At 43.9% G+C, this 25,337-nt stretch carries 23 protein-coding genes; 3 read left to right on the top strand and 20 right to left on the bottom strand.

What is annotated here, in order from left to right; translation table 11 throughout:
• Positions 1–24 precede the first annotated feature (24 nt).
• The 15 genes from MHH63_RS04635 to MHH63_RS04565 all read right to left on the bottom strand — a co-directional run bounded on the left by MHH63_RS04635 (position 25) and on the right by MHH63_RS04565 (position 17,724).
• Positions 25–1,950 carry a stage V sporulation protein D gene (locus tag MHH63_RS04635; protein ID WP_076129053.1) on the bottom strand — a complete coding sequence of 642 codons (1,926 nt, stop codon included), beginning with the start codon at positions 1,948–1,950 and terminating at the stop codon, positions 25–27.
• 79 nt (positions 1,951–2,029) lie between these two features.
• Complete coding sequence (locus MHH63_RS04630; RefSeq protein ID WP_341171258.1) at positions 2,030–4,264, bottom strand: penicillin-binding transpeptidase domain-containing protein; 2,235 nt, start codon at positions 4,262–4,264, stop codon at positions 2,030–2,032.
• Between the two features lie 46 nt (positions 4,265–4,310).
• Positions 4,311–4,703 (bottom strand): septum formation initiator family protein, encoded by a 393-nt coding sequence (locus MHH63_RS04625; RefSeq protein ID WP_036683668.1) that lies wholly within the window; start codon positions 4,701–4,703, stop codon positions 4,311–4,313.
• Between the two features lie 23 nt (positions 4,704–4,726).
• Complete coding sequence (gene rsmH / locus MHH63_RS04620; protein WP_036683671.1) at positions 4,727–5,680, bottom strand: 16S rRNA (cytosine(1402)-N(4))-methyltransferase RsmH; 954 nt, start codon at positions 5,678–5,680, stop codon at positions 4,727–4,729.
• A 36-nt stretch (positions 5,681–5,716) separates the two neighbouring features.
• Positions 5,717–6,154 (bottom strand): division/cell wall cluster transcriptional repressor MraZ, encoded by a 438-nt coding sequence (gene mraZ / locus MHH63_RS04615; RefSeq protein ID WP_036683674.1) that lies wholly within the window; start codon positions 6,152–6,154, stop codon positions 5,717–5,719.
• A 263-nt stretch (positions 6,155–6,417) separates the two neighbouring features.
• Positions 6,418–7,689, bottom strand: coding sequence for an adenosylhomocysteinase (locus MHH63_RS04610; RefSeq protein ID WP_170914265.1), 1,272 nt, complete (start codon positions 7,687–7,689; stop codon positions 6,418–6,420).
• Between the two features lie 167 nt (positions 7,690–7,856).
• Entirely contained in the window at positions 7,857–9,488 is a 1,632-nt protein-coding gene (gene bshC, locus MHH63_RS04605; protein WP_076129044.1) for a bacillithiol biosynthesis cysteine-adding enzyme BshC, read from the bottom strand.
• Positions 9,489–9,718: 230 nt separating this feature from the next.
• Positions 9,719–10,639, bottom strand: a complete 921-nt coding sequence (locus MHH63_RS04600) for an ABC transporter ATP-binding protein (RefSeq protein WP_036683682.1) — start codon at positions 10,637–10,639, stop codon at positions 9,719–9,721.
• Positions 10,636–11,631, bottom strand: a complete 996-nt coding sequence (locus tag MHH63_RS04595; RefSeq protein WP_036683686.1) for an ABC transporter ATP-binding protein — start codon at positions 11,629–11,631, stop codon at positions 10,636–10,638. The genes MHH63_RS04600 and MHH63_RS04595 overlap by 4 nt, the downstream gene beginning before the upstream one ends.
• An 11-nt stretch (positions 11,632–11,642) precedes the next feature.
• Positions 11,643–12,578 carry an ABC transporter permease gene (locus MHH63_RS04590; RefSeq protein ID WP_036683689.1) on the bottom strand — a complete coding sequence of 312 codons (936 nt, stop codon included), beginning with the start codon at positions 12,576–12,578 and terminating at the stop codon, positions 11,643–11,645.
• Between the two features lie 3 nt (positions 12,579–12,581).
• Entirely contained in the window at positions 12,582–13,514 is a 933-nt protein-coding gene (locus tag MHH63_RS04585) for an ABC transporter permease (protein ID WP_036683691.1), read from the bottom strand.
• A 221-nt stretch (positions 13,515–13,735) separates the two neighbouring features.
• Positions 13,736–15,445, bottom strand: coding sequence for a peptide ABC transporter substrate-binding protein (locus MHH63_RS04580; protein WP_341171257.1), 1,710 nt, complete (start codon positions 15,443–15,445; stop codon positions 13,736–13,738).
• A gap of 150 nt (positions 15,446–15,595) precedes the next feature.
• Complete coding sequence (locus MHH63_RS04575) at positions 15,596–15,982, bottom strand: DUF3397 domain-containing protein (protein WP_076129040.1); 387 nt, start codon at positions 15,980–15,982, stop codon at positions 15,596–15,598.
• Positions 15,983–16,003: 21 nt separating this feature from the next.
• Entirely contained in the window at positions 16,004–16,966 is a 963-nt protein-coding gene (locus tag MHH63_RS04570; RefSeq protein ID WP_076129038.1) for a ketopantoate reductase family protein, read from the bottom strand.
• A 107-nt stretch (positions 16,967–17,073) separates the two neighbouring features.
• The gene (locus tag MHH63_RS04565) at positions 17,074–17,724 is read right to left on the bottom strand and encodes an RsfA family transcriptional regulator (RefSeq protein ID WP_036683702.1); all 651 of its coding nucleotides are present in this window, start codon (positions 17,722–17,724) and stop codon (positions 17,074–17,076) included.
• A gap of 345 nt (positions 17,725–18,069) precedes the next feature.
• Between MHH63_RS04565 and MHH63_RS04560 the strand changes: the two genes are divergently transcribed.
• Together MHH63_RS04560 and MHH63_RS04555 are read left to right on the top strand one after the other, a co-directional pair.
• Positions 18,070–18,306, top strand: coding sequence for a DUF2626 family protein (locus MHH63_RS04560; protein WP_036683705.1), 237 nt, complete (start codon positions 18,070–18,072; stop codon positions 18,304–18,306).
• A gap of 167 nt (positions 18,307–18,473) precedes the next feature.
• Positions 18,474–19,574 (top strand): coiled-coil domain-containing protein, encoded by a 1,101-nt coding sequence (locus MHH63_RS04555; RefSeq protein ID WP_076302563.1) that lies wholly within the window; start codon positions 18,474–18,476, stop codon positions 19,572–19,574.
• Here MHH63_RS04555 and MHH63_RS04550 read toward each other — a convergent pair.
• Positions 19,566–20,792, bottom strand: coding sequence for an extracellular solute-binding protein (locus MHH63_RS04550; RefSeq protein WP_076179288.1), 1,227 nt, complete (start codon positions 20,790–20,792; stop codon positions 19,566–19,568). The genes MHH63_RS04555 and MHH63_RS04550 overlap by 9 nt on opposite strands.
• Positions 20,793–21,172: 380 nt before the next feature.
• Positions 21,173–22,504 carry a PhoH family protein gene (locus MHH63_RS04545; RefSeq protein ID WP_036683710.1) on the bottom strand — a complete coding sequence of 444 codons (1,332 nt, stop codon included), beginning with the start codon at positions 22,502–22,504 and terminating at the stop codon, positions 21,173–21,175.
• Between the two features lie 107 nt (positions 22,505–22,611).
• On the opposite strand from MHH63_RS04545, the gene MHH63_RS04540 reads away from it, so the two are divergent.
• Entirely contained in the window at positions 22,612–23,187 is a 576-nt protein-coding gene (locus MHH63_RS04540) for a YhcN/YlaJ family sporulation lipoprotein (protein WP_076129034.1), read from the top strand.
• Between the two features lie 55 nt (positions 23,188–23,242).
• On the opposite strand, the gene MHH63_RS04535 is transcribed toward MHH63_RS04540, so the two are convergent.
• The 3 genes from MHH63_RS04535 to MHH63_RS04525 form a co-directional block, all read right to left on the bottom strand.
• Positions 23,243–23,695 (bottom strand): pyridoxamine 5'-phosphate oxidase family protein, encoded by a 453-nt coding sequence (locus MHH63_RS04535; protein WP_076129033.1) that lies wholly within the window; start codon positions 23,693–23,695, stop codon positions 23,243–23,245.
• Positions 23,696–23,796: 101 nt separating this feature from the next.
• Positions 23,797–24,897, bottom strand: a complete 1,101-nt coding sequence (locus tag MHH63_RS04530; protein ID WP_076129031.1) for an LCP family protein — start codon at positions 24,895–24,897, stop codon at positions 23,797–23,799.
• 82 nt (positions 24,898–24,979) lie between these two features.
• The gene (locus MHH63_RS04525) at positions 24,980–25,276 is read right to left on the bottom strand and encodes a YlaH-like family protein (RefSeq protein ID WP_036683721.1); all 297 of its coding nucleotides are present in this window, start codon (positions 25,274–25,276) and stop codon (positions 24,980–24,982) included.
• Positions 25,277–25,337 lie beyond the last annotated feature (61 nt).

Genomic DNA, 25,337 nt, shown 5'->3' with positions numbered 1-25,337 from the left:
AGCTGAAACCTTATACCTTAATCATTATTCACTAGATGCTCCCATATAAATCCTGATGGTTGAGCCCTGTTCTACTCTGGCCCCAGCCTTAGGAGCTTGATTGATGACCGTATTTCCTGTGCCTGAACGTGCAAGATTAAAATTCATATTTAAATCCTCATAGATATCCTGCACCGTTGCTCCGGTAAGATCAGGTACGGTCACTATCGGAGTTTCGCCATACTTATAAGTTTTGGGAAGCTGATCACTGCGCTCCGGAACCTTCATATAGTGCAGCGAGTCTTCCAAAATATTTTGCACGATTGGAGCTGCAACCACACCCCCAAATTGAATCCCTTTCGGATTATCCACGGCAGTGTACACAACGATCTGAGGATCATCCGCTGGCGCAAAGCCAATAAAAGAAACAATGTGCTCTGTTGGAGAATAACGTCCATTTACAACCTTCTGTGCAGTACCCGTCTTGCCACCTACACGATAGCCGTCAATAAAAGCCGGCCGTCCTGTGCCTTTGGCAACCACGCTCTCAAGTGCTGCCCGCACCTTCTTGGATGTCTCCTCCGAAATGACCTGCCGCACAAGCTCTGGCTTCACCTCTGATACAGTCTCTCCAGTAACCGGATTAACCCATGCTTTTGTTACATGCGGTTTATAGAGATTACCGCCGTTGATAGCCGCGGATACCGCAGCAATCTGCTGAATAGGCGTAACCGAAACCCCTTGACCAAAGGCTGTAGTCGAAAGCTCTACCGGACCTACTTGATTAAGCTTGAACAGAATACCATTAGCTTCCCCATTCAGATCAATTCCCGTTTTGCTGCCAAAACCAAAATCCCTAATATATTTGAAAAGTGATTCTTTTCCCAGCCGTTGCCCTAAGGCGACAAACCCAGGGTTACAAGAGTTCTCAACTACCTGTAGAAAGGTTTGACTACCATGACCGCCCTTTTTCCAGCAGCGCAGCTTTGCCCCCGCCACCTCGATAAAACCCGGATCATAGAAATGATCGTTCTGAAGATCTACTTTACCTTCCTGCAGCGCAGCAGCCAGAGTGATGATTTTGAACGTTGAACCAGGTTCATAGGTCATCCAGATAGGCAGATTCCGGTTGTAAATCTGCGCATCATATTCCTTGTATGATGCTGGTTCATACCCCGGTCTGCTAGCCATGGCTAGTATCTCACCATTCTTCGGATTCATAGCTATAGCCCAAGCACCCTGCGCCTGATATTTCACCATAGCCTGATCAAGCTCACGTTCCATAATGGACTGGATCTGTTTATCAATCGTCAGCTGCAGATTAAGTCCGTCTTGAGGGGCAGAATATTTCTCAGATGAGCCAGGCATAAGTCTTCCACCTGCATCAGACAAATAAGAAATATTACCGGCTATGCCTTTGAGCAGATTGTCATATATACTCTCTACTCCTGTAATGCCCTGGTTATCTATACCTGTGAAGCCTAGAATATGCGCGGCTAAATCGCCGTAAGGGTAATACCTTTTGCTATCCTCAGCGACAACGATGCCCGGCAGCTGCAAATCACGGATGCTCGCGGCAAGATCCATCGTAATTTTGCGGCCGCCGGGCTGAAGTTTCACCGACATTTCTTTTTTGGACAGCAATGTCATCAGCTTCTCCTCAGTCATCCCAAGCAGTGGAGCTAATTGCTGTGCTGTCTTTTGCTTCTCTTTTACCTGCACCGGTACTGCATACACTGTAGGTGTGGTGATATTAGAAACGAGCGGCACACCTTCACGATCCATAATTTCACCACGTTTAGCGGTAAAAGGAATATTGCGGCGCAAGGAATCTTCTACCTTCGCAGTCAATTCCTCGCCTTGAGATAATTGCACATACGCAAGACGCACGACCAGCGAACCGAATAACACTGCCAGTCCCAGCAATGTCCACAGCATTCTCCGCCGTGTTACGACTTTGGAAACCTTCATTCCGTTCTCCCCCACTTTCAACAATAGACATGAGCTCTTATCTTCATGACTATTCGGGACAAACAGGGGTTAGAACAAGCTATGTTCCGCTCTCGGAATCTGTCCCCTCATCAGCAGGCGGGGCCACGGGAATATCTTCGCCATAATCATTTAATGGCTTCATTTTCAAAGTGACCAAGGTCTTGCCATTTTGCGTTCCTACAATCTGTTCTGAGACGTAACCTTCACCGTCTACCGCAATCTCTACTTTTAGTAGAGTTAGAATTTCAAGTGCATCACGCAGGGATTCCCCTTTTAAATCTGGAATGGTAGGCTGAGCCCCCTGCGAACTTAATAAATAGATCCGTTGCCCTGTAGCAAGCTTAGTACCTGCCTCAGGATATTGACTCTCTACAGTAGATCCTTCACCGACCACTACATAATCGAAGCCTTGATCCAAAAGTGCTTCTCTTGCTTCCTTCATCGTCTTGTCTGTTAGATCTGGTGTAGTCCGAAGTGCGACTGTTTCAGTCTTAGCCGGCTTTTTACTGCTGCTATCACTAGCCTCAGACGCCAGCTTAGGTACTCCCATGTATTGCAGAGACTGGGATACAATCTCTTTAAATACTGGAGCAGCTGCCTTACCGCCGCCAACCTCAACGTTCGGTTCGTCAATAATGACAATAACAGCGATCTTTGGATCATCAACAGGAGCATAACCAATAAAGGAGACAAGTACTTTGGATTTCACATAATCCTTACCTTCAACCTTGATAGCCGTTCCTGTCTTACCTGCCACGCGATAGCCGTCAATATAAGCGTTGCGGCCTGTTCCTTTTACTTGGTCAGCAACAACCTGCTCCAAATATTCACCCGTTTTCTTGGCGCTTTCCTCATCAATCACCTGACGCACTACACTAGGCTGAGTAACCTTTGTCTCACCAGTGTTAGGGTTTGTGACCTCCTTAACTACATACGGAGTCATCAACTTCCCCCCATTAGCTATAGCAGATACGGCAACTAGCTGTTGAAGTGGGGTTACTAGCACTTTACCGTGTCCATATGCGAGTGTCGCAATTTCTATAGGACGTCCAAGGTTAGGGTTAACTACCCCGCTTACTTCTCCCGGCAGATCGATTCCCGTTTTCTCATTGAAGCCAAAATCATTGATATACTGTAATAGCTTGTCCTGTCCGAGCATTTCATATAGCTTAACGAATAGAACGTTACTAGAACGTTTCACACCTTCAAGAAAACTGATTTGCCCCCATCCAGCATGATTAATATCATGCAGTGCTTTACTATATCCCTTTATCCGGATGGACCCGGACAAAAATGTCGCAACAGGATCAAAAAGCTTCTCTTCTACTGCGGCGGCAAGCGTTACAATTTTGAAAGTGGAACCAGGCTCGTATTTAGATTTAATAGCATGATTATAGAATCCCGCCCCATCGGCCCCGGTCTTCCAAAATTCATTTGGATTATAGGTAGGCATATTGGCTAATCCCAAAATCTCCATCGTGTTCGGATCAGCAGCAATGACACTCATACTTTTTGGCTTATATTGCGCATACGCCTTTTGCATGGCCTCTTCTATATAATGCTGGATCGTACTATCGATTGTAAGCTTGAAATTACTTCCATTTACTACTGGCTTATAGGTATCTTGTGAATCCGGCAATTTTACCCCTTGACCGTCACTTTGATAAAGCAGCTTGCCATCGGCACCCTTAAGCTCCGTATCAAAGTATTTTTCCAGTCCCATGATAGCATTGCCGTCCCTATCTGTATAACCTAAGATATGTGCAGCTAATTCATCTTTTGGATAATATCGTTTCTGCTCTCTAACAAGCCCAATACCGGTCTCTTGAATTTTATGTTCTTTACCTAGGGCTACATAAAATTCTTTCACCTTATCGGCAAGCTCCTGATCAATCTTCCAGCCTTCATTACGAATCTCACGGTTCTTGAGGTAAGCACCCGTCTTTTCGTCCTTCGCTTCAACCAGCTTACGCAGCTCATCCTCTGGTTTGCCGAGCAATTCGTGTAATCCTGTGATGACCTCTTCCCCGATGCCTTGTTGTTGAATCACTTCAGGATTCACCACCACGGTATAAGCAGGGACATCGCTAGCGAGCACACTCCCGTTACGGTCAGAAATCGTACCTCGCTCCGCTTTGATAGTTGAGGAATGCGCCCAAAGTGTGGCGGCCTTTTCCTGCCATTCCTCACCTTGCATAACTTGAATCCAGAACACTCTAACGATCAAAACAAGAAAAAAGAGGGTAATACACCCTCCTATAAACAGCGTGCGAAGTTTTATTCTTTTCAGCATAAGCGAACCTCACAACTTTTTTTATTGCGATCTTGCCAATCGCTCACTAATTATCACCTGGAGTCGTTGCCGAGCTTGCCGGAATATAGATTGTTGCATTCTCATCCGGGGACACATAACCAAGATCCCGTGCTTTTTGGGCGACTTTCTGCTCTAGATTCTGCTTTTCCATCTGATACGTAGAAATCTGCTTCTTGGCTGTTGCAATATCCTGATCTAATTTCTGAGCCTGCAAGTTCAAATCATAAATTTGGACGTAACGTGAAATCAGGGTGATCGCCACCAGAACGCATACTCCTAGCGTCAGCATATACAAAAGTTTCTCTTGCAGCGGAAGTACTCTTCGTCTGGTAACTACTTTTGTCTTCTCGCGGTAAAGGGGGTTTACCTCTTCTTTTCTTTTGGGCTGAACTGCTAAATTGCCGCGGGTATAGGCCATCTCTGACTCTCCTTTATCGTCAATTACAATTTTTCTGCAATGCGCAGCTTAGCTGAGCGGGCTCGGGTATTAAGCTCAAGCTCTTCTTCAGAAGGCACAAGCGGTTTACGATTGATTAACTTAAGCGTGCCTTTCGCGCCGCATACGCAAAACGGAAAGTCAGGCGGGCATGTACATCTGCTTAAATAGCTGCTAAAAATTTGCTTGCAAATTCGGTCTTCGAGCGAATGAAAGGTGATGACGGATACTCTGCCTCCTGGTGCAAGGCAACGTACTGCACTATGTAGCCCTTCTTCAAAAGCACCCAATTCGTCATTCACAGCAATCCTTAATCCTTGAAAGCTACGTTTAGCGGGATGCCCTCCTGTTCTTCGAGCAGCTGCCGGGATACCTTCCTTGATCAGTTCTGCTAATTCTCCTGTTGTCTCAATAGGAGCTTCTTCTCTTCTGTCTACAATTTTTCTAGCGATTCTCCGCGAGAATTTCTCTTCTCCATATTGGAAAAGAACACGGGCAATCTCCTGCTCGGACCATGTATTCACAATTTCAGCAGCCGTCAAAAGTGCTGACTGATCCATGCGCATGTCCAGCGGAGCATCATGATTGTAACTAAAGCCTCGTTCCCCTTCGTCAAACTGGGGAGAGGATACGCCAAGATCAAAGAGCACTCCATCTACTTGGGGAATACCATCTGTTTGTGGCACAAAGGGCACATCCTTAAGTACACTCTCCAGATCACGGAAGTTAGTCTTAATCGTCACAACCTTGTCTCCGTATTCCGCTAATCTTTCTTTTGCGTTCTCCAAAGCCCAATCATCTTGATCCAAACAGATTAAACGGCCTTCGCCGCTAAGCTTTGAAGCGATAAGTGAGCTGTGACCCGCTCCACCGAGAGTGCAATCTACATAGATTCCGTCTTTTTTGATGTGCAGCCCTTCTGTCGCTTCTTCCTTAAGCACCGTGATGTGGTGAAACAAGCTGCATCCCTCCAGGACAGTATTCGTTATTGTGTTTTATAGATCAAAATTGAAATCCACCAATTTCTCAGCGATTTCGTTGAACGATTCCTCGGACTGTTCGAAGTACTGTTCCCAAAGCTCTTTGTTCCAGATTTCCACCCGGTTCGAAACGCCCAGAATGACACAGTCTTTGTCCAGTTTGGCATACTGCCGTAAATTGGCCGGCAGATTTACCCTTCCCTGCTTATCCCAAACACATTCAGTTGCACCTGAGAAAAAAAAGCGGCTAAATGCGCGGGCATCTGATTTCATCAGCGAAAGGCTTTTAAGCTTTTGTTCCATGATTGCCCATTCTTCCATGGGATAAACAAACAGGCAGGAGTCTAGGCCGCGGGTCGTCACGAAGGAGGTTCCGAGCAATTCACGGAGTTTAGCCGGAATAATGATTCGGCCTTTGTCGTCAATGCTGTGTTGATACTCTCCCATGAACATCCTTTTTCCCACCCCTAATCCCCGAATCCCCACTTTACCCCACTTTTCACCACTTAAGCATAATAGATTCGCCATTAAAAATCAAAAACCTTTTTCTGGCCAAGGAAATTTTTCCTAAATCAGATAGCTCGTTTCCCGAAAAACATTTCTCCACAGAAAAAAGCCATACAATCGGAATCTTGTCCGTTGCATGGCTTTGTTAAAAAAGTTGCTTCAGTTCAAGGTACACTGGTTAATACACTTTATTGTTATGCGTTCGGTTATTAATCGTTCAAATTCCAGCTGTCCAAATAATCCACTTGTGCCGGAGTGAGGCTATCGATGTTAATGCCCAGACTTTCCAGCTTATAACGTGCTACTTGCTCATCCAGCTCATAAGGAACATTTTCAACTTTTACGCCAATGCTCTTATAATTATCATTTACATATTTCAGCGACAGTGCCTGGAGTGCAAAGGTTGTATCCATAATTTCAGCAGGGTGACCATCAGCAGCACCCAGATTTACAAGTCTGCCTTCGGCAAGCAGATATAATTTACGTCCGTCACGAAGCTGGTACTCTTCGATATTTTTGCGAACGGTACGTTGGGATACGGATCTTTCCGACAGCTCAGGCTTATTCACTTCAACGTCGAAATGGCCCGCGTTGCACATGATTGCTCCATCCTTCATCACATCATAATGTTCACCGCGAATTACATAACGGTTACCAGTTACTGTAACGAAGAAATCACCAACCTTAGCTGCTTCCAGCATTGGCATTACTTCAAAACCGTCCATATGTGCTTCAACGGCTTTAATCGCATCAACTTCTGTGACAACCACTTTTGCTCCAAGTCCTTTGGCGCGCATGGCAACACCTTTACCACACCAGCCGTAACCGACAACAACTACTGTTTTGCCCGCTACGATAAGGTTGGTTGTGCGAATAATTCCATCCCATGCCGATTGGCCAGTGCCATAACGGTTATCAAACAAATATTTGCAGTAGGCATCATTAACCGCGACCATTGGGAACTTCAATACGCCTTGCTTTTGCAGAGCTTTTAAACGAATAATCCCGGTAGTTGTTTCTTCAGCACCCCCGCGAATATTCTCCATCAGATCAGGACGCTCCGAATGCAGCAATGTAGCAAAATCCCCACCGTCATCAATAATCAAGTCCGGTTTGCTCTCCAGTGCTTTGATATTAAGGGCTTTAAATTCTTCAGGAGACGGATTGTATTTAGCAAATACTGTGATTCCATCCTCCACAAGCGCTGCACATACATCATCCTGTGTAGATAGTGGATTCGAACCTGTAATGGTTACATCTGCACCACCAGCTTTGACAACCTTCGCCAAATAAGCGGTTTTAGCTTCCAAATGCAATGTGATCGATACTTTCAGACCTTTAAATGGCTGTTCTGCTTCAAACTGCTCACGAATACGGTTCAGTACCGGCATATGCTGGCGAACCCAGTCGATTTTCAAATGCCCTTCCGGTGCGAGTGACATATCAGCCACGATACTATTTTGTTTAGATGAACTCATTATGAAACCTCCTAAAAGTTTTATGGAGCTATACTTCTATGATCCACTTCGCAATAAAACTTGCTCCGTAAGCATACGCTTTGTTTTGTGAGCGTTACTACATTGAATCTGCTTCGTACAAAACTCACTTCGTAAGCAAAAGCTTAGTTTTGTGGAAAGCGATACTTCCATTACATATAAATGATGCGATGTGTTCCACTGTAATCCGGTTCAACCGTCATTAACTCATCCAGCCAAGCAAGTCCGTACCGGTTCAAGTAATACATGATATTGTACACTCTTTCCTGCAGTTTACCCAGTGGCATTAACGACAGCTCGATTCGCTCCCATTGCCGGATTGCAGCTTCGTTCTGTTTTGCCATTGCATCTTGGGCTTTCGCCTGTAAAAAAGTAATTTGATCTAGAATCTTCTCTTTATTGTTATTCCCCAGCTTAAGCAGACCTGCCTGAACCGTTCCAAGCTGCTCAATAAGCGGTTCGTACATAGCGGCGAATGAGGTCTTGGTTTCTTCAAAACGACGTTCTATCCCCAGCTCATCCTGTGCGGCCAGCCATTCATGTCTTTTATGATCCAGTCCTTGTCTTACATCCTCAAAGCTAAGTTGATATTTATCCATATGCTTGTGCAGCGTACCTTCTACGACTGTAAAAGACATTCTAGGGATAATTAACGGCATTTCTCCCCCAATGGTCTCAAACGCACGACGCGGAATGGCCCAGTAAGCAATCTCACCTTGACCCAGCACCGTTGCCAGAACAGGCAACACATAATCCTGCATAAGTGGACGTGTCAGCACATTATTGCTAAAGCGTTCCGGATGTGCCTGCACCTCCTCAAGTAATTCATCACGGGAAAAGGATACCTGTCCCTTGCGATCCGTAAAGATTCCGTCCTTCTTGTGAAGCAGAAGCCGTGTACCTTCATGAATATAAAAGAGGTTGGCATTGCCAGCTGTAACATCAGCCTGAAGCTCATATCCGGCGCCCACAATATCAGAAGCAGAATTCATATACGCTGTTTCCAGTGCATCATTCTGCATAATTAGCGAAGTGAAAAATGGCTGTTCTAACTTACGTAAGTTGGGATCAGCAGAATCAAGCAGAATTAGACCAAATTTACCAAATAATGAACCCATCAGCTTGGCAAATGCATCCGTCATACTATCTGCTCTAAAAGAAGAAGTGCGAATGAATTCCATAATCTGCGGCTTAAAGTCGCTTTCCTGAAGCAGACCGTCTAACTGTTCTACTACCTGCTGCCAGCTTTCCTCTTCTACACGAATATCACTTACTGAGGAGCGTTTCTCTTCTGACTTTTCTATCTTAATCTTAGTAATCTCCTGCGTACGATTCAGTACATACGTATGATTCACTTCATCCCAGTCATGATCTTCACCTGCAATCCAGAATAAAGGAACTACCGGTCGGCCGAGTTGTTCAGCTGCTTCTTTTGCCGCCATAATAGTAGTTGCAGCTTTATATACCACTAACAGGGGTCCAGTAAATAGTCCGCTTTGCTGCCCACCTGTCACCACTAATGTCCCCGGCTGCTCTAAGAGCGCCAGCGAAGCCATCACCGCATCATGCGAGTTATGCTTTTCATTATATTGACGCAGACACTCAGCAATCTGAGTCCGGTCGGCACGAAGGCTTTCTCTGCCGTCTAGCCACTCCGCCCTTCTACTTCTACTTTCTTTATTGCGGAAATCCCCACCGTACAAATGACTAACCTTTTCAAAATGATCTATATAGTCGCGCGAGAGTGCAGATCCACCCTTGAGCGGTTCCGTTACAATATTCATTTGCTAGTGCCTCCAGTTCTACTAAGCAGTTATATGTAAATCCAAGTTCGTAAAAACTCTCTATGATTGTATCCAAAGTCAGGAGCCGCGTCAAAGTAAAACATGTCTTGATATCAGCAACACAGGTACAGCCAACTGTTCAATTATACTATAAATTCATTAAATAATATCCTAAATACATACAAGAGGCGAGAGCATAATGCTCCCGCCTTTGAAAACCTAAGTATAAATTATGCGAATTTTTTGCTGACAAAGTGGCCTTTAGATACTTCTACTAATTCAAAGTCACTGTCATTGGTCTTATCGTTAGCAGAATAAATAGGGCTGCCAAGCTCATCATGCAAGTGAATACGTTTTTTGTTGACTTCAATTTCCGGATCCGGAACTGGAATAGCCGACAATAGGGATTTAGTATAAGGGTGGATAGGATTTGCATAAAGCTCTTCACTTTCCGCCAACTCAACCATTTTACCCAAGTACATAACTGCTACGCGATCACTGATATGTTTAACCATGGACAGATCATGCGCGATGAAAAGATAAGTCAATCCAAGACGATCTTGCAGTTCTTTAAGCAAGTTAACGACCTGAGCTTGAATGGATACGTCAAGTGCGGAAATCGGCTCATCACAAACGATGAACTTAGGATTAACCGCTAACGAACGGGCAATCCCGATACGTTGACGTTGTCCACCGGAGAATTCATGCGGATAACGGGTTGCATGGTCATGGTTAAGACCAACCATATCCAGCAGTTCTTCAATCCGTTTCTTACGTTCTGCACGGCTGCCAGCCATTCCGTGAATGTCCAGTGCCTCGCCAATGATATCAGAAACCGTAAACCGCGGGTTAAGCGATGCGTACGGATCTTGGAAAATCATTTGCATGTCACGGCGCATAGCCTTCATTTGATTTCCAGGCAATTTATAAATGTCTGTACCATTATATTTCACACTTCCAGCAGTTGGCTCATACAAGCGAAGAATCGTACGTCCAGCAGTAGTCTTACCACAACCGGACTCACCTACCATCCCAAGTGTCTCGCCCTCACGGATCGTGAAGTTAATATTATCAACAGCCTTAAGAACCTTACCTTTACCTACATTAAAATATTTCTTAAGACCTTCTACCTCTATTAGGTTCTTACTCAAGAGTACTGCACCTCCTTGGCCATCGAATGCAGATTCCAGCAACGCGCCATATGCGTTTCGCTGAATTCTGTGGCGCCGGGATCGATTTGTTCGCACACATGCATCGCTTCATTGCAACGAGCAGTGAACGGACAGCCGATCGGCGGCTTGATCAGATCTGGCGGTGTGCCGATGATCGGAATAAGCGGCTCGCCTTTCTTTTGGTCCAGACGCGGCATTGAGCGCAGCAGACCTTTGGTGTATGGATGTTGTGGATTTTTAAAGATTTCCCATCTTGTTCCGGTCTCCACAACCTCACCTGCATACATTACAATCACCCGATCACACATGCCAGCAACTACGCCCAGATCATGTGTAATCAGAATAATGGAGGTACCTAGTTTTTGCTGCATCTCTCTCATAACTTCCATGATCTGCGCCTGAATGGTTACATCTAGAGCTGTTGTAGGCTCATCTGCTATCAGCAAAGCCGGACGGCAAGCTAACGCGATTGCGATCATTACACGCTGGCGCATACCGCCTGAGAATTCGTGGGGATATTGGTTAAAGCGAGCCTCCGCATTTTTGATGCCTACTAATTTCAACATCTCCATACCTTGCTTTTTCGCTTCGGCCGCTGACATTTTCTGATGTTTAATCAAAACTTCAGTGATCTGTTTGCCCACTTTGATGGTTGGGTTCAGAGAAGTCATCGGGTCTTGAAAAATCATGCCAATATCTTTACCGCGAATAGATTCCATTTCTTTCATGCTTTTGTCTAGCAGATTCTGTCCTTGAAAAATAATCTCTCCCTTTTTCACTTTAGAAGGTGGAGAAGGGATCAACCGCATAATCGATTGAGCAGTTACACTCTTACCGCTGCCGGACTCGCCGACGATGGCAACCGTTTCGCCTTTGCCAATTTCAAAATTCATACCACGGACAGCTTGTACTTCTCCGCCCTTAACAAAAAAGGAAATATGCAAATCTTTGACTTGTAAAATAGGTTCCATCCATATTCCTCCTATTTCTTCAGCTTAGGATCAAGCGCGTCACGAAGACCATCACCGAAAATGTTGAAAGAAAGCATTGTTAAGCTGATTAGGATCGCAGGGAACAAGAAGCGCCATGGATAGTACAACCAGCCGGTGAGTGAGTCATTGATCATCGATCCAAGTGAAGCAACAGGAGCTTGTACACCAAGACCCAAGAAGCTTAGGAAGGCCTCAGCAAAGATAGCATTTGGTACAGACAGTGTAATGGTTACGATAATCGGACCAACCGCATTCGGCAGAAGGTGCTTGAACAACAGTCTCGCAGAACCAGCACCCATGGAACGGGACGCCAATACGAATTCACGATTCTTGAGCTGCATAATTTCTCCACGCACAATCCACGACATCGTAATCCAGCCTGTAATGGTTAGAGCTAGGATGATTGTTCCAAGACTTGGCTCAAGAACGACCAAGAGCAAGATTACAACCAGCAAATAAGGAATAGAATACAAAATTTCAGAGAATTTATTCATAATATTATCTACACGGCCACCGAAGAAGCCCATAATGCCTCCGTAGATAACACCGATGAACAAGTCGATGGCTGCCGCAGCAAGACCAACGATCAAGGAAATCCGTGCACCGTACCAAGTACGAACAAAGATATCACGACCAAGATCATCCGTTCCAAACCAGTGATCGGAGGAAGGGGGCTTATTGGTGCTCATCAAATCATTAGAATAATAGTTATATTTCGAGATAAAAGGTGCAAAAATCGCTGCAAGTACAATCAAACCCAGGATACCGAGCGCAGTCATCGCCATTTTATTTTGACGCAACCGTTGCCAAGAGTCTTTCCAAGCAGAGAGACTCTCACGCTGGATAACTTCGGCTTCTTTTTCATCTACACCGACTTTTTGAAAATCTTCCGGTTTTAGATTTAGCAAGTTATTTTCAGTAGCCACTATTTAGCCCTCCTTTCCTCCACTTAATTTCATACGTGGGTCAATTAATACATAAGCAATATCCGTAATAAAGCGGGCAACCATGAGTAATACACCATAGAAAATGGTTATCCCCATAATAACGGTATAGTCACGGACACCAATCGCTTCCACGAACTGTTTACCAATACCCCCAACACCAAAGATCTGCTCGATAACAACCGAACCAGTTACGATGTTAGCTGTCATTGGACCCATATAAGTAACAACAGGTAGAATTCCGTTACGAAGTACATGGCGGCTCAGAATAGCCATCCAGCTCAATCCCTTTGCTTTAGCCGTTTTGATATAATCCGCATTCAAAACTTCAAGCATACTTGAACGGGTCAAGCGGGCGATAAAGGCGATCGGCTGTGCCGAGAGCGCGGCCACGGGTAAGAAATAATAGATCGGCCCTTTAAAACCTGAAACCGGTACCCAACCCAGTTTGAAAGCAAATACATACTGCAGTAATGACGCGACTACAAAGCTCGGAACCGCAATCCCCAGAACTGCCAGCACCATAGCTGCGCTGTCAATAAACTTTCTGTGATAGAGTGCCGCCAACATGCCGAGAAATACTCCGACAATAACCGCCACAACGATTGCGACGAGTCCCAGCTTCAGCGACGCTGAAAAGGTTTGACTGATCAAATGTGATACATCTTGATTTAGGCGTTTCATTGAGACACCTAGGTCACCTTGGATAATATCACCTAAATACTTAAAATACTGATGAGAGAGCGGCTTGTCCAGACCATATTGTTCCATCAGACGTGCTTTAATTTCTGGCGGTACCTTCTTTTCAGAAGTAAACGGATCCCCCGGAATAGCTTTCATCAAGAAAAAGGTAGCTGAAATCAATACAAATAGAGAAACCAACATATAGAAAAACTTATTTGCGACATAACGAACCATCCCCATCACACCTCCTCCGACAATTTTTGATACACATAATAATGATTTTATGAAAAAAACGGATTTTTGTCTATTTTCTATATATGTTATTAATAACATTAATTAACAAATAGACAGGAATACAAAAAAAAGGGATATATATGGAATTCCACATATATATCCCGAAGTATTCTGCAACTTCAGTCAACTAACTATTCTGTTGTAATTACTAAAGCAATATCTTAGTGCTCAAGCAAGTATCCGCGAGTCAAGTCAATTGCACCACTAAAGTCAAGAGTAACACCTTTAAGGTACTCTTTAGTCAGGGAGTTGTTAGTGTAGTAGTACAAAGGAATCAGAACCATATCTTGCTCAATGAGCAATTTCTCAGCTGCAGCAAACTTTTCTTGACGTACTGCCAAGTCAGTGCTTGTTTTAGCTTCGCTGATCAATTTGTCATACTCAGGGTTAGCGTAACCAGTATCATTGTTACCGCCACCTGTTACCCACATATCAAGGAAAGTCATTGGATCATTGTAATCCGCAGTCCAACCAGCACGAGCAACTTGGTAGTTCAGGTTTTGACGGTTTTCAATAAATACAGCCCACTCTTGGTTAACGGTTTGTACGTCGATACCAAGATTGTTTTTCCACATATCAGCAATCGCCAAAGCGATTTTCTTGTGACCTTCACTTGTGTTGTAAGTCAGGGAGAATGTAGGCAGTTTATCCATACCTTCTTCTTTCAGACCTTCAGTAAGCAATGTTTTAGCTTGTTCTAGATCTTCAGTGAAGTAGCTATCTTTAACTGCTGTACGGTATTCACCATCAGCACCAGCGATACCCGGAGGTACATAACCGTAGGCTGGGAATTGTCCACCTTGTACTACATTGTCAATCAAAGCTTGACGGTTAATGGACATTGCAAGAGCCTTACGGATTTTAGCGTTTGTGAAAGGTTTTTCAGTGATATTGAATTCGTAGTAGTATACGGAAGCAATACCTTTACGGCTGAATTCGTTAGGAAGTTCTTTTTGCACGATTGGAATTTGTTCTGATGGAATTTCACCAGTTGGTCCACCGGCACGATCGTATTCACCGTTCTTGTAGCTGAGCAGCTCAGTTGCACCGCTGTTTACAAGGGAGAAGTCGATTTTGTTAAGTTTAATGGAATCTTTATCCCAATATTTATCGTTTTTAGTTACAACAAGTGTTTGACCTGTAGTCCACTCAGTAAGAGTGAAAGCACCGTTAACGATCATAGTATCTTTGCTTGTTGCCCATTTAGGATTACTCTCAATGGATTTGTGTACAGGGTAATAAGTGTAGAAGGAAAGCAATCCAAGGAAGTAAGGAGTTGGGGCTTCAAGAGTAACTTCAAGAGTTTTCTCATCAACCGCTTTGACACCTACTTGACTGAAATCGGTAATTTCCTTGTTGTAGAACTTTTGAGCATTTTTGATGTAGTACAATTGATAAGCGTAAGGTGCAGCGGATGCAGCAGCAGGATCGAGCACGCGTTTCCAAGCGCGAACGAAGTCTTCTGTTGTTACAGGATCGCCATTACTCCATTGTGAATCACGGAGTTTGAAAGTATATACCAGACCGTCAGCGGAAACTTCCCAGCTTTCAGCAACACCTGGTTCAGCTTGACCAGATTCAGCATTCATGCGAGTCAGACCTTCGTACATTGTTGTCAGGACAGTGTGAGCTTGGCTATCTTGAGCCAATCCTGGGTCAAATGTTGGAGGCTCAGAACTAAGGTTAATTCTCAATGTTTGGTCAGCAGCCAATTTTTCTTCTGTAGCTGCATTACCAGTTGCCGTGTTACCAGTGTTAGCATTGTTACCTTTATTGCCGCTGTTTGCATTGTTTCCGCCGCAGCCAGCAAGCACTGTGCCGATAACAAGTACTAATGCAATCATTAGCAATAGACTTTTACTCTTCTTCATCTAGCAGTTCCCCCTAAATAGAATGTGGTATATGGTTTATGATTATACAACCAGTGGTCAAAAAAATCTAGTGCAATGTTTTCAGAAAATATTTTTTTTTTAAAACTTTAAACTTTTGTGACGTTGACGCTTCACCGAAGCAGTGGAACGTTACATCGCTTGTGATATGTAGGTAATTAGCCCAACAAACATAAATAATAAATATCCGAAGCTCATAAAAAAGAACGAAAGTCTCCAAACTGCCCGAAATAACCGCTTCCCATCTACCTTTCCTTTCATCCGATTTTGAGCTCCGCCAATCAGTCCAGCGGATATTAATACAATAATTAGTATAAGGTAAAACCCAAAACCGGAATTAAAGATGTTATTAAACAATGCGGAGACCGACAATAATAAAAAAAATGTGGTCACGTCCATAGCGAGCATAAAAGTTTTCTTTTTATCTTTTTTTAAGCCCTTTCCAATGAAAAAAACAATCAAAAACGGCACAATCGGAATAACGCTTAAAGTAATAACCGAATCCATCAGCAGTCCCATAGCTTCACCTCTCCCCAGAGATCATACCCCAATACCTTCTACTAATTGGCAGAGCCAGCGATTTAATGGTGCCGACACTCCAGATCGTTCTGCCATTTCTACAAGACTTCCATTGATCCAACGAATTTCTGTGGTTCTTGAAGCAAGTACATCTGCCAGCATAGATGAAATATTGCCAGACGTTAACCGGCACACCTGAAGGATGTTATCCCAAGCATCCTTATCATAAGTAATTTCACAGAAATCATACACCATTATTGCTTCTTCAAAAACTTCCTTCATTAATTGGAGGCGTTGCTCTGAAGACAACAGCTCCCCATTTGGAATACGCCAAATCGCCGTGAGTGGATTAATAACGGCATTGATCAAGAGCTTCCGGTAAATCATGGTATCCACTTCATTCGACAAAAAGGCTGCGAATCCTGCCATTATGAGAACTTCTATTAAATTATTCGCTTTTAAATCATTATGTATGCTATGAGCTTGTCCATCCCCTAAGCTCCATTTTCCTATCCACACCTCCCCTGCTCCTGCATGAATGACCTCAGTTAAGGATTTGCGCTTCGCAGCCTCCGTAGTCACAGCTACATATAAATTGGCGTTTGGCAACAAGCCTCCTAACATCTCCATATGTCCTGTACCATTCTGAAAACAAATCATATGTACTTGCTCTTCCTTAAGTAGGGATAGAAATTCAGGCAAATCATTATGTAGAGTATTCTGTTTAACCGTCACCACGATCCAATCACTCGGCTCTTCTAGATAAGCACCAGCGAACTCCCCTATTGGCGCGGATACAAACTGATCTTCCGAAATTGTTATCGGCTCGCGTCCATCCTCGTAGGTAACCGTTAAGCCATCACGCCCTAATCGTTGGCATTGTTCTATCCCTCGGCACCACAGCCTCACATCATTTCCGGCTTGGATCAGTCTCCCTGCCAGCAGCAGCCCGAGTGAACCTGCACCAATTATATCAATTTTCATATAACCCTCCTGCTGATCTTAAGCACAATTTTTCTAAGTATACCAAAAACCCCGCAAGTGGTGCTTAAAAAGCAGACCACTTGCGGGATTGTTAGTTAACCTATCGTTCATTCAATGCGTTCTAAATTTCCGTTACCATCCATTTTGAAACGAGTCTTCATTTCTTCTTCTTCTTCATTTAAGAAAGCAAGCCTGCGAGCACGATCCATAATCTGAATTAAAGCTTTGTAATCATCGTTGACTACCCGGTAGTCGCTTTGAGCAAGATTAACCTCTTTAGACAACCGCTCATTCTCAGATCGTAATTCTGTTAATTCATCTTCCTTCTCGCGCAGGTCTCTTTCCAGCATTTTCAGCTGACGTCCTGCTTCCTGGATCGTACCCTTCCATTGTCTTAAGAAACGAATGACCGCATCAATGGATAATGTGTTTTCACTTAATCCCTCACCGCGCCCAAATTCCTCATCGACATCACCCAGAATGAGACCAGCTACTTGCGCTCCTCTTACTGACGGCTGCTTTTTCAGGTAGCTACGCTTTTGACGTTGCCCTTTAGCAATACCGATGGCACCTTCATAACTTTTCCGAACACAACTGTTCCAGCGGAATCCGCAAGCGGCCGAAGTTCTGCCGATTTTTTCACCCACCTCTTCAAAAGCGGCAAGCTGTGTGCTGCCCTCCCGAATGTGTCGCAAAGTTACTTCTGCCAATATTAGATCATCTTCTGCACTCCAAGCGTCCTGTCTAACGGCTGTCATAAAGCCAAACCTCCTAACAACGTCATGAAATAACCATCTCCATAACCGGCAGTTCTGCCGGGTAGTGAATAGGGATAAAAGCTGCTTACTCCATTTCTATGCTTCTCATAGAGTTCATAGAATCTATTTGATACTAATTTGTATTTCCATTATCTGCGTACATCATACGCATAAAACTATAAATTCTCTTTTTTAAAGCACTAATCACTCAGGTCAATTATAAAAATCACATTTTTTGAAGATTAGTGCATTTTTTTCAATGAATTCGTTTACACATAATTATGTTGAGGGTATAATAAATCGAAGGAATATTCGTGAGATACATACTGGAAGGGGGACTCTCTCTTGGACCGCATGTTTCGGGTATTAGGTTTTTTCACATTAGCTATTGGATTGATGGCTTTCGCCGGAGGTCTAACAGAAATGGCCTTGCTTTTCTTTTTGCAAACTGCATTTTTCGTAATACTTGGCTATATGAAATTTACTGAAAAAACTTATGTTCTTCTCTTCTGGGCATACATGATTCTGACTTTCACCGGATTTAGTTATTGGACGATCTTTCAAATGGGTCTTCCACTATAAATTGCAGTACTCTTTTGGAGCGGATGAGGTCCTTATCTTATAAGGATCACTTCCGTTTTTTTGTTTGTATGCTATTTTAGAAGGGTTAAACATATTATTAGTACATACATATATCATTTCAAAAAAAAGGTGGTGGTGTGGTGCGCTCCCGCAATTTACAAAGCCGCATGATTGCAACCATACTAATTCTCTTCTGCTGTACTTTGTTTCCGTTACAACCTGTGAAGTACTTGTCTGCCGATCCTAGCGGTGATTTTTTCAACTCTGCTATACCAGATAATGAAGAAACCCGTAAACTACTTGAACAGACCTTGTCTTCTGCAGAAATCGAACGTGAAATCATCAAGATTACAGCCGAACAAAAAGCGCTTGAACAAAAGGTAGAAAGCCTGAACAGACAAGCTACCCAGAAAAAAACAGCCATTGCGGACCAACAGGAACGGGCAGGTGCAGTTGTGCGTTCTTATTATATGGGGGATAGAGATAATCTTCTGGCCGCGTTTTTTTCAGCAAAAAGTATCAGCAGATTCCTGGCTCTGTTCGATTATTATGAGATTATTATTGGAAATGACCGCGATATTCTCTCACAATATGAAGAACAATATAAGGATTTGAAGAATACCCTTCAGACTGCGAAGCGAAACTCGGAAGAGCTCGCCCGATTGCGCACGGCTCTGGAGGAACAGCAAGTTCGGGTAAACGCGCTCAACAAGGAAATTGAGGGTGGGATTAAAAATAGCAGCGATCCTGAAAATATGAGTACTCTACTTAAAGAATTCACATTATATTGGGAGAATATCGGCCTGCACGAGGTAAAAACCTATTTCAAGGCGTTATCCTCCGCAATGAATAAACTACCACAATTTGTTCAGAATCGAGAGGGTGTACTGACTCGAAAGGGAATGACTTATGAGCTAAACCTGAAGGAAGAGGACCTGAATGAATTTTTGCAATCGCAGAATTCGCTGTTTAAAGACTTCGCCTTTCATTTCAATGACGGATCGATTACTGCCACTGGAAAAAGCGGAGCGCTAGCCCTTTCACTGACCGGTCACTATACCATTCAGGAAGAACCGATCAACGGCCTTATATTCCAAGTCGATCATATTGTATTTAACGGTCTTGAATTGCCTGACACAACAAGAAAAACGTTGGAAGAAGAATTTGACTTAGGCTTTTATCCAGCCAAAATAGTATCTTTCCTTCGTGCCACGGCAGTAGATAGCCAAGAGGGCGTCTTGCATGTTAAGCTTTCCATTTCATTTTAGGCCTTCTTTTAGAAATTCTTTGTAGCCTTCTGCATCTATCTGCCCCGTTAATAGTAATGATACAGCTTCAACAACCTTACTCCAGCCGCCCTGTGACTCATCCTCCGGGGCGGTTTCTTCTGTCAGTAATAGCTCAACATCGAAAGGAAGCTTGTATTTAAAAGCATGCTCCGAACGATAAAGAACATCAAGCGCCGGCAAGCTCCCCGTATTCTCCAACCAATCCAGCTGAGCATCCTCTGAGGTGATAAAGGTCAGCCAATTCACAGCTTCCTTTGGACTTTGAGATTGAGCTGGAAGGGCAAAAGATCGACTGTAACAGGATTCAAACCCACCCCCATTATTAGCAGTCAGGGCCGGTACAGCAGCAAGGGATGAATTTCCATACTTCTGCCACTCGGATAACGGTAATGAAGCAACGGCGACACTACCTCCTTGTAGCATATCCCAGACATCTTTATTGTAGCGGCTGGTGAGATAAAAATAACTGCGGGCGTTCTGAGTCCAATTCAACACTTCTTGGTTATCTGCTAACAAGCTGCTATTCATGCTCTCCATTACCGCTGACAATCCATAAGGATTACGGGTATCCATCGCGAGTAAATATTTCCCTTGCTCTTTAAGCACATTCTGAAGCAGGATATTCCACTCTTCGAGGCTTTTGGGTAATGCATTAAAACCCAGCTCCGCCAGCCGTTGTGGGGAATAAACAAGCACGTAAGGATCTATATCTAACGGGACTCCCCAATTATATCCATTCCACTGCATCCAGGGGATCAACTGTGTTAACGGTGCACTCCCCGGAACGCTCTGATACACATCCATCGGCAATAAATATCCACGTGTGGCCCAGTCCAGAATGCTTCGTCCATCTGCCATGACTATATCCGGGCTGTCCCCGATCGTTAAATCATGCTTCAATACCTCATCGGCATCCTCCATATCCACATTGCTTAAAATAACATTTACTCCACTTTCTAGGGTATAACGGTTGCTAAGGAGCTCCAGTTCACTAAATTCTTCGCTATTTAACGATACTCTTATGTGTAAGCTATCTATAGTTCCCTCATCTCCGGAAGAGGGATGGGTTGACTGACTTTGTGGTCTTTTCATAGGACGTGGATCGTTACTGGTACTCAATTCCATACTGGGCGACAGGCTTGTCAGCAATAGTAGTAAAATTGCAAAAAGCAGCCAATAATTTTTGCGTTTCAGCACGATTTCCCACCTTCCCTTTTGATTGGTCTCCCCTATTTTACCAAACCCTCCGGTGCTTGTCTTTAGTTTGTGAAACCGTTCTCTTTCTATTATATGGGTGATACGCCAGAGGCATTAAAAATAGGAAGGTGATCTGACCGCCATTACAAGAAAGCTTTGGACTTCCGATCGCTGTTATCCTCAGATTTCCTGATTTAATTACCGCATCATGCGGTTAAAATCCGAGGATAAAGGCGAACGCTTCGCTTCTACAGTTCCAGACTTTCTTTCCATGGCTCTAATCACCACAACCAACTTTAAATTCCTCTGCCGTTTCCGGGCGGGCAGGAAAAAGCCGGGAGTGTTTGCTTCTCCCGGCTGAAAATAGGATTGATGAACCGTTAGAGTAGATCCGCGGCCAATTGCGCCAAGCGGGAACGCTCACCTTTTTCCAAAGTAATATGTCCGCTAATCCCTTGCTGTTTAAACTTCTCGACGATATAGCTCAGTCCGTTGCTCGCAGCATCCAGATATGGATGATCGATTTGCTCCGGATCGCCCATTAGAATGACTTTACTTCCTTCTCCCGCTCTGGAGACAATGGTCTTCACCTCATGGCGGGAAAGGTTCTGCGCCTCATCAATAATAATGAACTGCGATGGGATTGAACGGCCGCGAATATAGGTTAAGGCTTCTACCTGTATACTTCCTAACCCCATTAAGATTTTATCGATATCGCCAGCTTTTTTGGTATCGAACAGGAATTCCAGATTATCATAAATAGGCTGCATCCAGGGTCTAAGCTTCTCATCCTTCTCACCGGGCAAATACCCAATGTCTTTACCCATAGGAACGACCGGACGGGCGATAAGCAATTTTTTGTATTTATGTTCATCCTCCACTTTGAATAGTCCGGCTGCAAGCGCCAATAACGTCTTCCCTGTCCCAGCCTTACCCGTGATCGTTACGAGTGGGATTTCATCATTTAGCAGCAGCTCCAGTGCCATTCGTTGTTGAGCATTACGGGCGCTAATCCCCCAAACCGAATCATTGCCCAGATAGAGTGGCTCCAGACGTGTGGCATCACTATTCACTTTGAGAAGAGCTGATTTGCCAGTGCCAATCTCATCCTTGAGAATCACAAATTCATGAGGGTACAACGGATACGACAACGCAAGCTGTTTTACCGTCAGAGAGCGGTGACTGTAATATTCATCAATCAATGCGGGATGAACCTGCAGAGATTGGTAACCAGTGTATAGTTCATTTAAGTCTCCAGTACGATCTGACAAATAATCCTCTGGCGTAATTCCAAGTACATCCGCTTTAATACGAACCAGTACATCCTTGCTCACAAGCACAACGGGACGCGGATCGGGCTTCTCATTCTCTTCATTCAAATAATTGAGAGCAACAGCCAAAATCCGATTGTCGTTAGACACCTCACCAAACATTTCCTGTACCTTCACAAAACTGCGATGGTTAAGTTCTACCTTCAGCTTGCCTCCATGCTCCAGTTCCACACCACTATGCAAATGACCTAGTTCCCGGAGTCCATCAAGCAATCGGGATACTGTACGGGCATTCCGACCGATTTCGTCAGCATTGCGCTTCTTGGAGTCGATTTCTTCCAGCACAACAGCCGGAATAACCACCTCATGCTCCTTGAAAGAGAAAATTGAATTGGGGTCGTGCAAAAGCACGTTGGTATCTAGCACAAATATCTTGTTCATATTATCCCCTCCACAGCGCCTGGTTTGATTGATCATACATAACTCTTTCCGCCAAGGGAAAAGATATGGTACAGAAACGATTCTTTGGCTGAAAGGAGTAATCACATATGAGAAAATCAATATGTCTGTTGCTGGTACTGCTGCTACTGACAAGCTGCGGTATCGCTAATAAAAAGACATCACCCTCTCCTCAGAATAAACAATCTGCGAATGCTGTAAAGGGTACGGGGAACCATGAGGTTCGGCAATTGTCCAATGATGGTGCGACTAATCCTAAAGCCACCTCAAAAGCTGGTCAAGCCGTCAATGTTAATGGAGAAAGTGAAATTGCACTTAAGGATCATTTTGAACAGTTGGCCAAAAGAGTTCCCGGTGTAAATGGCGCACACTGTGTAGTCATGAACAAAGTTGCCATAGTTGGTCTTGATGTAGAAGGTTCTCTGGGCCGTTCACGTGTAGGAAGCATCAAATATTCTGTAGCGGAAGCCATCCGCAAAGACCCAAGAAGTGTACGGGCGCTTGTCACTGCGGATATGGATCTCTCCAGCAGATTAGCGGAAATGAGCCGCCATATCTCCAAGGGACATCCGATATCCGGATTCTCATCCGAGCTGGCCGATATTATCGGACGAATCATGCCACAGCTGCCAGAGGATACCAAGCCGCAAAAAAATGCACAGTAGAGATTAAGAACAAAAGATGTTCTTTGAGTTCAAAAAAAGCCCAGTGATATTTTCACTAGGCTTTTTTCATGGCAGCAAATACTTGTCCGTCCAACTTCTCAGCGGCACGTCCATCATAAACTTTCGCATATCTTGGGGCGGAGTCCAGCTGCGCGCCGTAAAAAAGCGCGTTGCGGACCGCTTGAATTTCAACATCAAAACAGCACATCTTAAAAGGAACATCTTCTAGCGGGTCCTGCCTTACAGCAGCACTACCGTTAATGGCATAGACAGTTCCTTCACCAAACACAGTTATAGTTATTAATGGATTAACCTTCATATTATTCACAAGTCTTGAACGATGATCAATAGCCAAACGCACAGTACTAGGACTAACAGCATAAAGCCACGAAATAGCTGTGGATGTAGGACCGCCTGTCTCCGCATCAACTGTGTTTAGAAGAACAAAGGTTTCCGATTGCAGCATCGATAGCAAAGTTTCATTCAGCTGAGCAACGGCTTCGGACATAAGTACTGGCCCCCTATGCGACGTTAATTCATTCGATTTATTATATTATAGCACAGGCTGAAACTTGCATTCAATTTTAGCTATGGAAGATATTAAGGTCCTCAAGGCGTCTCAGCAGCTGTCGAATCAGCTCCCGTGGAAATTCCTGCAATCCGATCCTGCAAGCTTTTCTTAGCGGCCTCAAACTCCTCATCATTAATATATACATATGGACTTCGCCACGTTCCAGTAACCGGCTTGAATTCGATATTCTCTTTGGAAATCTTCCAATACGTCGCAATCATATCTTTGATTTGCGAATTTTCGATATCTGTCTTCATGTTACTGTCCACTGCATCAAGCACCTTGCCGATTTTTAATACGCCACCAAGCGATTGCATCTGATCCACCAGACTGTTCAGAACTTCGTTCTGGCGTTTGTTGCGATCAAAATCATCTGATGCGTTGGTCTTAGGCTTGCAATTGGATTTACGATACCGCACATAGTCCAGTGCATTTTTTCCATCCAGCTCTGCCGGACCCTTTTTCAGATTGATATTCGTGCCATCCACAGTGTCTGTATAACACATATTTTCACTAATATTTACTTCGACTCCCCCAAGCTCGTCCACTACATCACGGAAGCCCTGAAAATCAAGAATCGTTGTATAATCTACATCAATATCCAAATACTTACCCATCATCGTCTTCATCTCATCTTCAGCCAGTAGACCAGAGGATTTCTCCTTACCCTTGAAGCGAGCATAAAATTCATTAATTTTCGTCTTCTTATAGCCGCTTAGCTCCACATAGGTATCACGAGGAAGCGAAACAATAGTCGCTGATTTAGTCTTAGGATTAAGTGCTGCAACCATGATTACGTCAGTCAAATAAGACTCGTGTTTAGGTCTGTTATCCGTTCCCAGTATAAGCATTGTCAGTGGTTTTTCTGAAGCGGAATGCCCTGGAGCAACCGTACCCTCAACCCCTGCATTAAATACGCCATGCTCAAGCTTCCAATACAGATAACCGCCATAACCCAGCACGCCGAGGATCGCAATAATTAGCAAAGTTAACAATACTCTAACTAATCTGCCAAAAAAACCTCTCTTTTTCACTTTCTTTTTCGTTTTTTTCTTAGAAGCACCCTTCACAGGCTGTTTTCTATTAGTAGGTTGTTGCCCGTTTGCTCTTGGAGGTAAACCGCTGTTTCTTGTACTCATAATAGAATAAAGTCCTTTTCATTTCATTTAGAATTAGAATTGCTACATTAATTAGACGATCCTTAAGGTACAAAAGTTGCGATTACGATCTCTTCGCTGCTGCCGCAGCCTTTCTCTTCTGTCGAGCTTCTACTATATAACGTATCCGTACCATCAGCATTAATCCGACAGCAACCAACAGACACTGGATAATCGGAAGCTTATCATGTTGGAAAATGAGGAGCATGCCAGAGCCAATCGCCATCATTATGTAGAGCATGATTTCCTTGCCAATCGATAACTTTTGATTCACACGAAAGACTTGATTATAAACAAAAGTAAGCAATATAAAGATAACAATATAAGCGACGATTGGATGCTCAGCGAACCACACCTGCATAGATAACCGCACTCCTCCCAAATTTAAGATACGTTTACATTATATCATCAGTAGGGGAATT

It is taken from the genome of Paenibacillus sp. FSL H3-0310 (assembly GCF_038002785.1).
GTDB lineage: Bacteria > Bacillota > Bacilli > Paenibacillales > Paenibacillaceae > Paenibacillus_AQ > Paenibacillus_AQ odorifer.
Note: the sequence above shows the minus strand (reverse complement) of the source record. Positions and strands in the feature narration are given on the sequence as shown.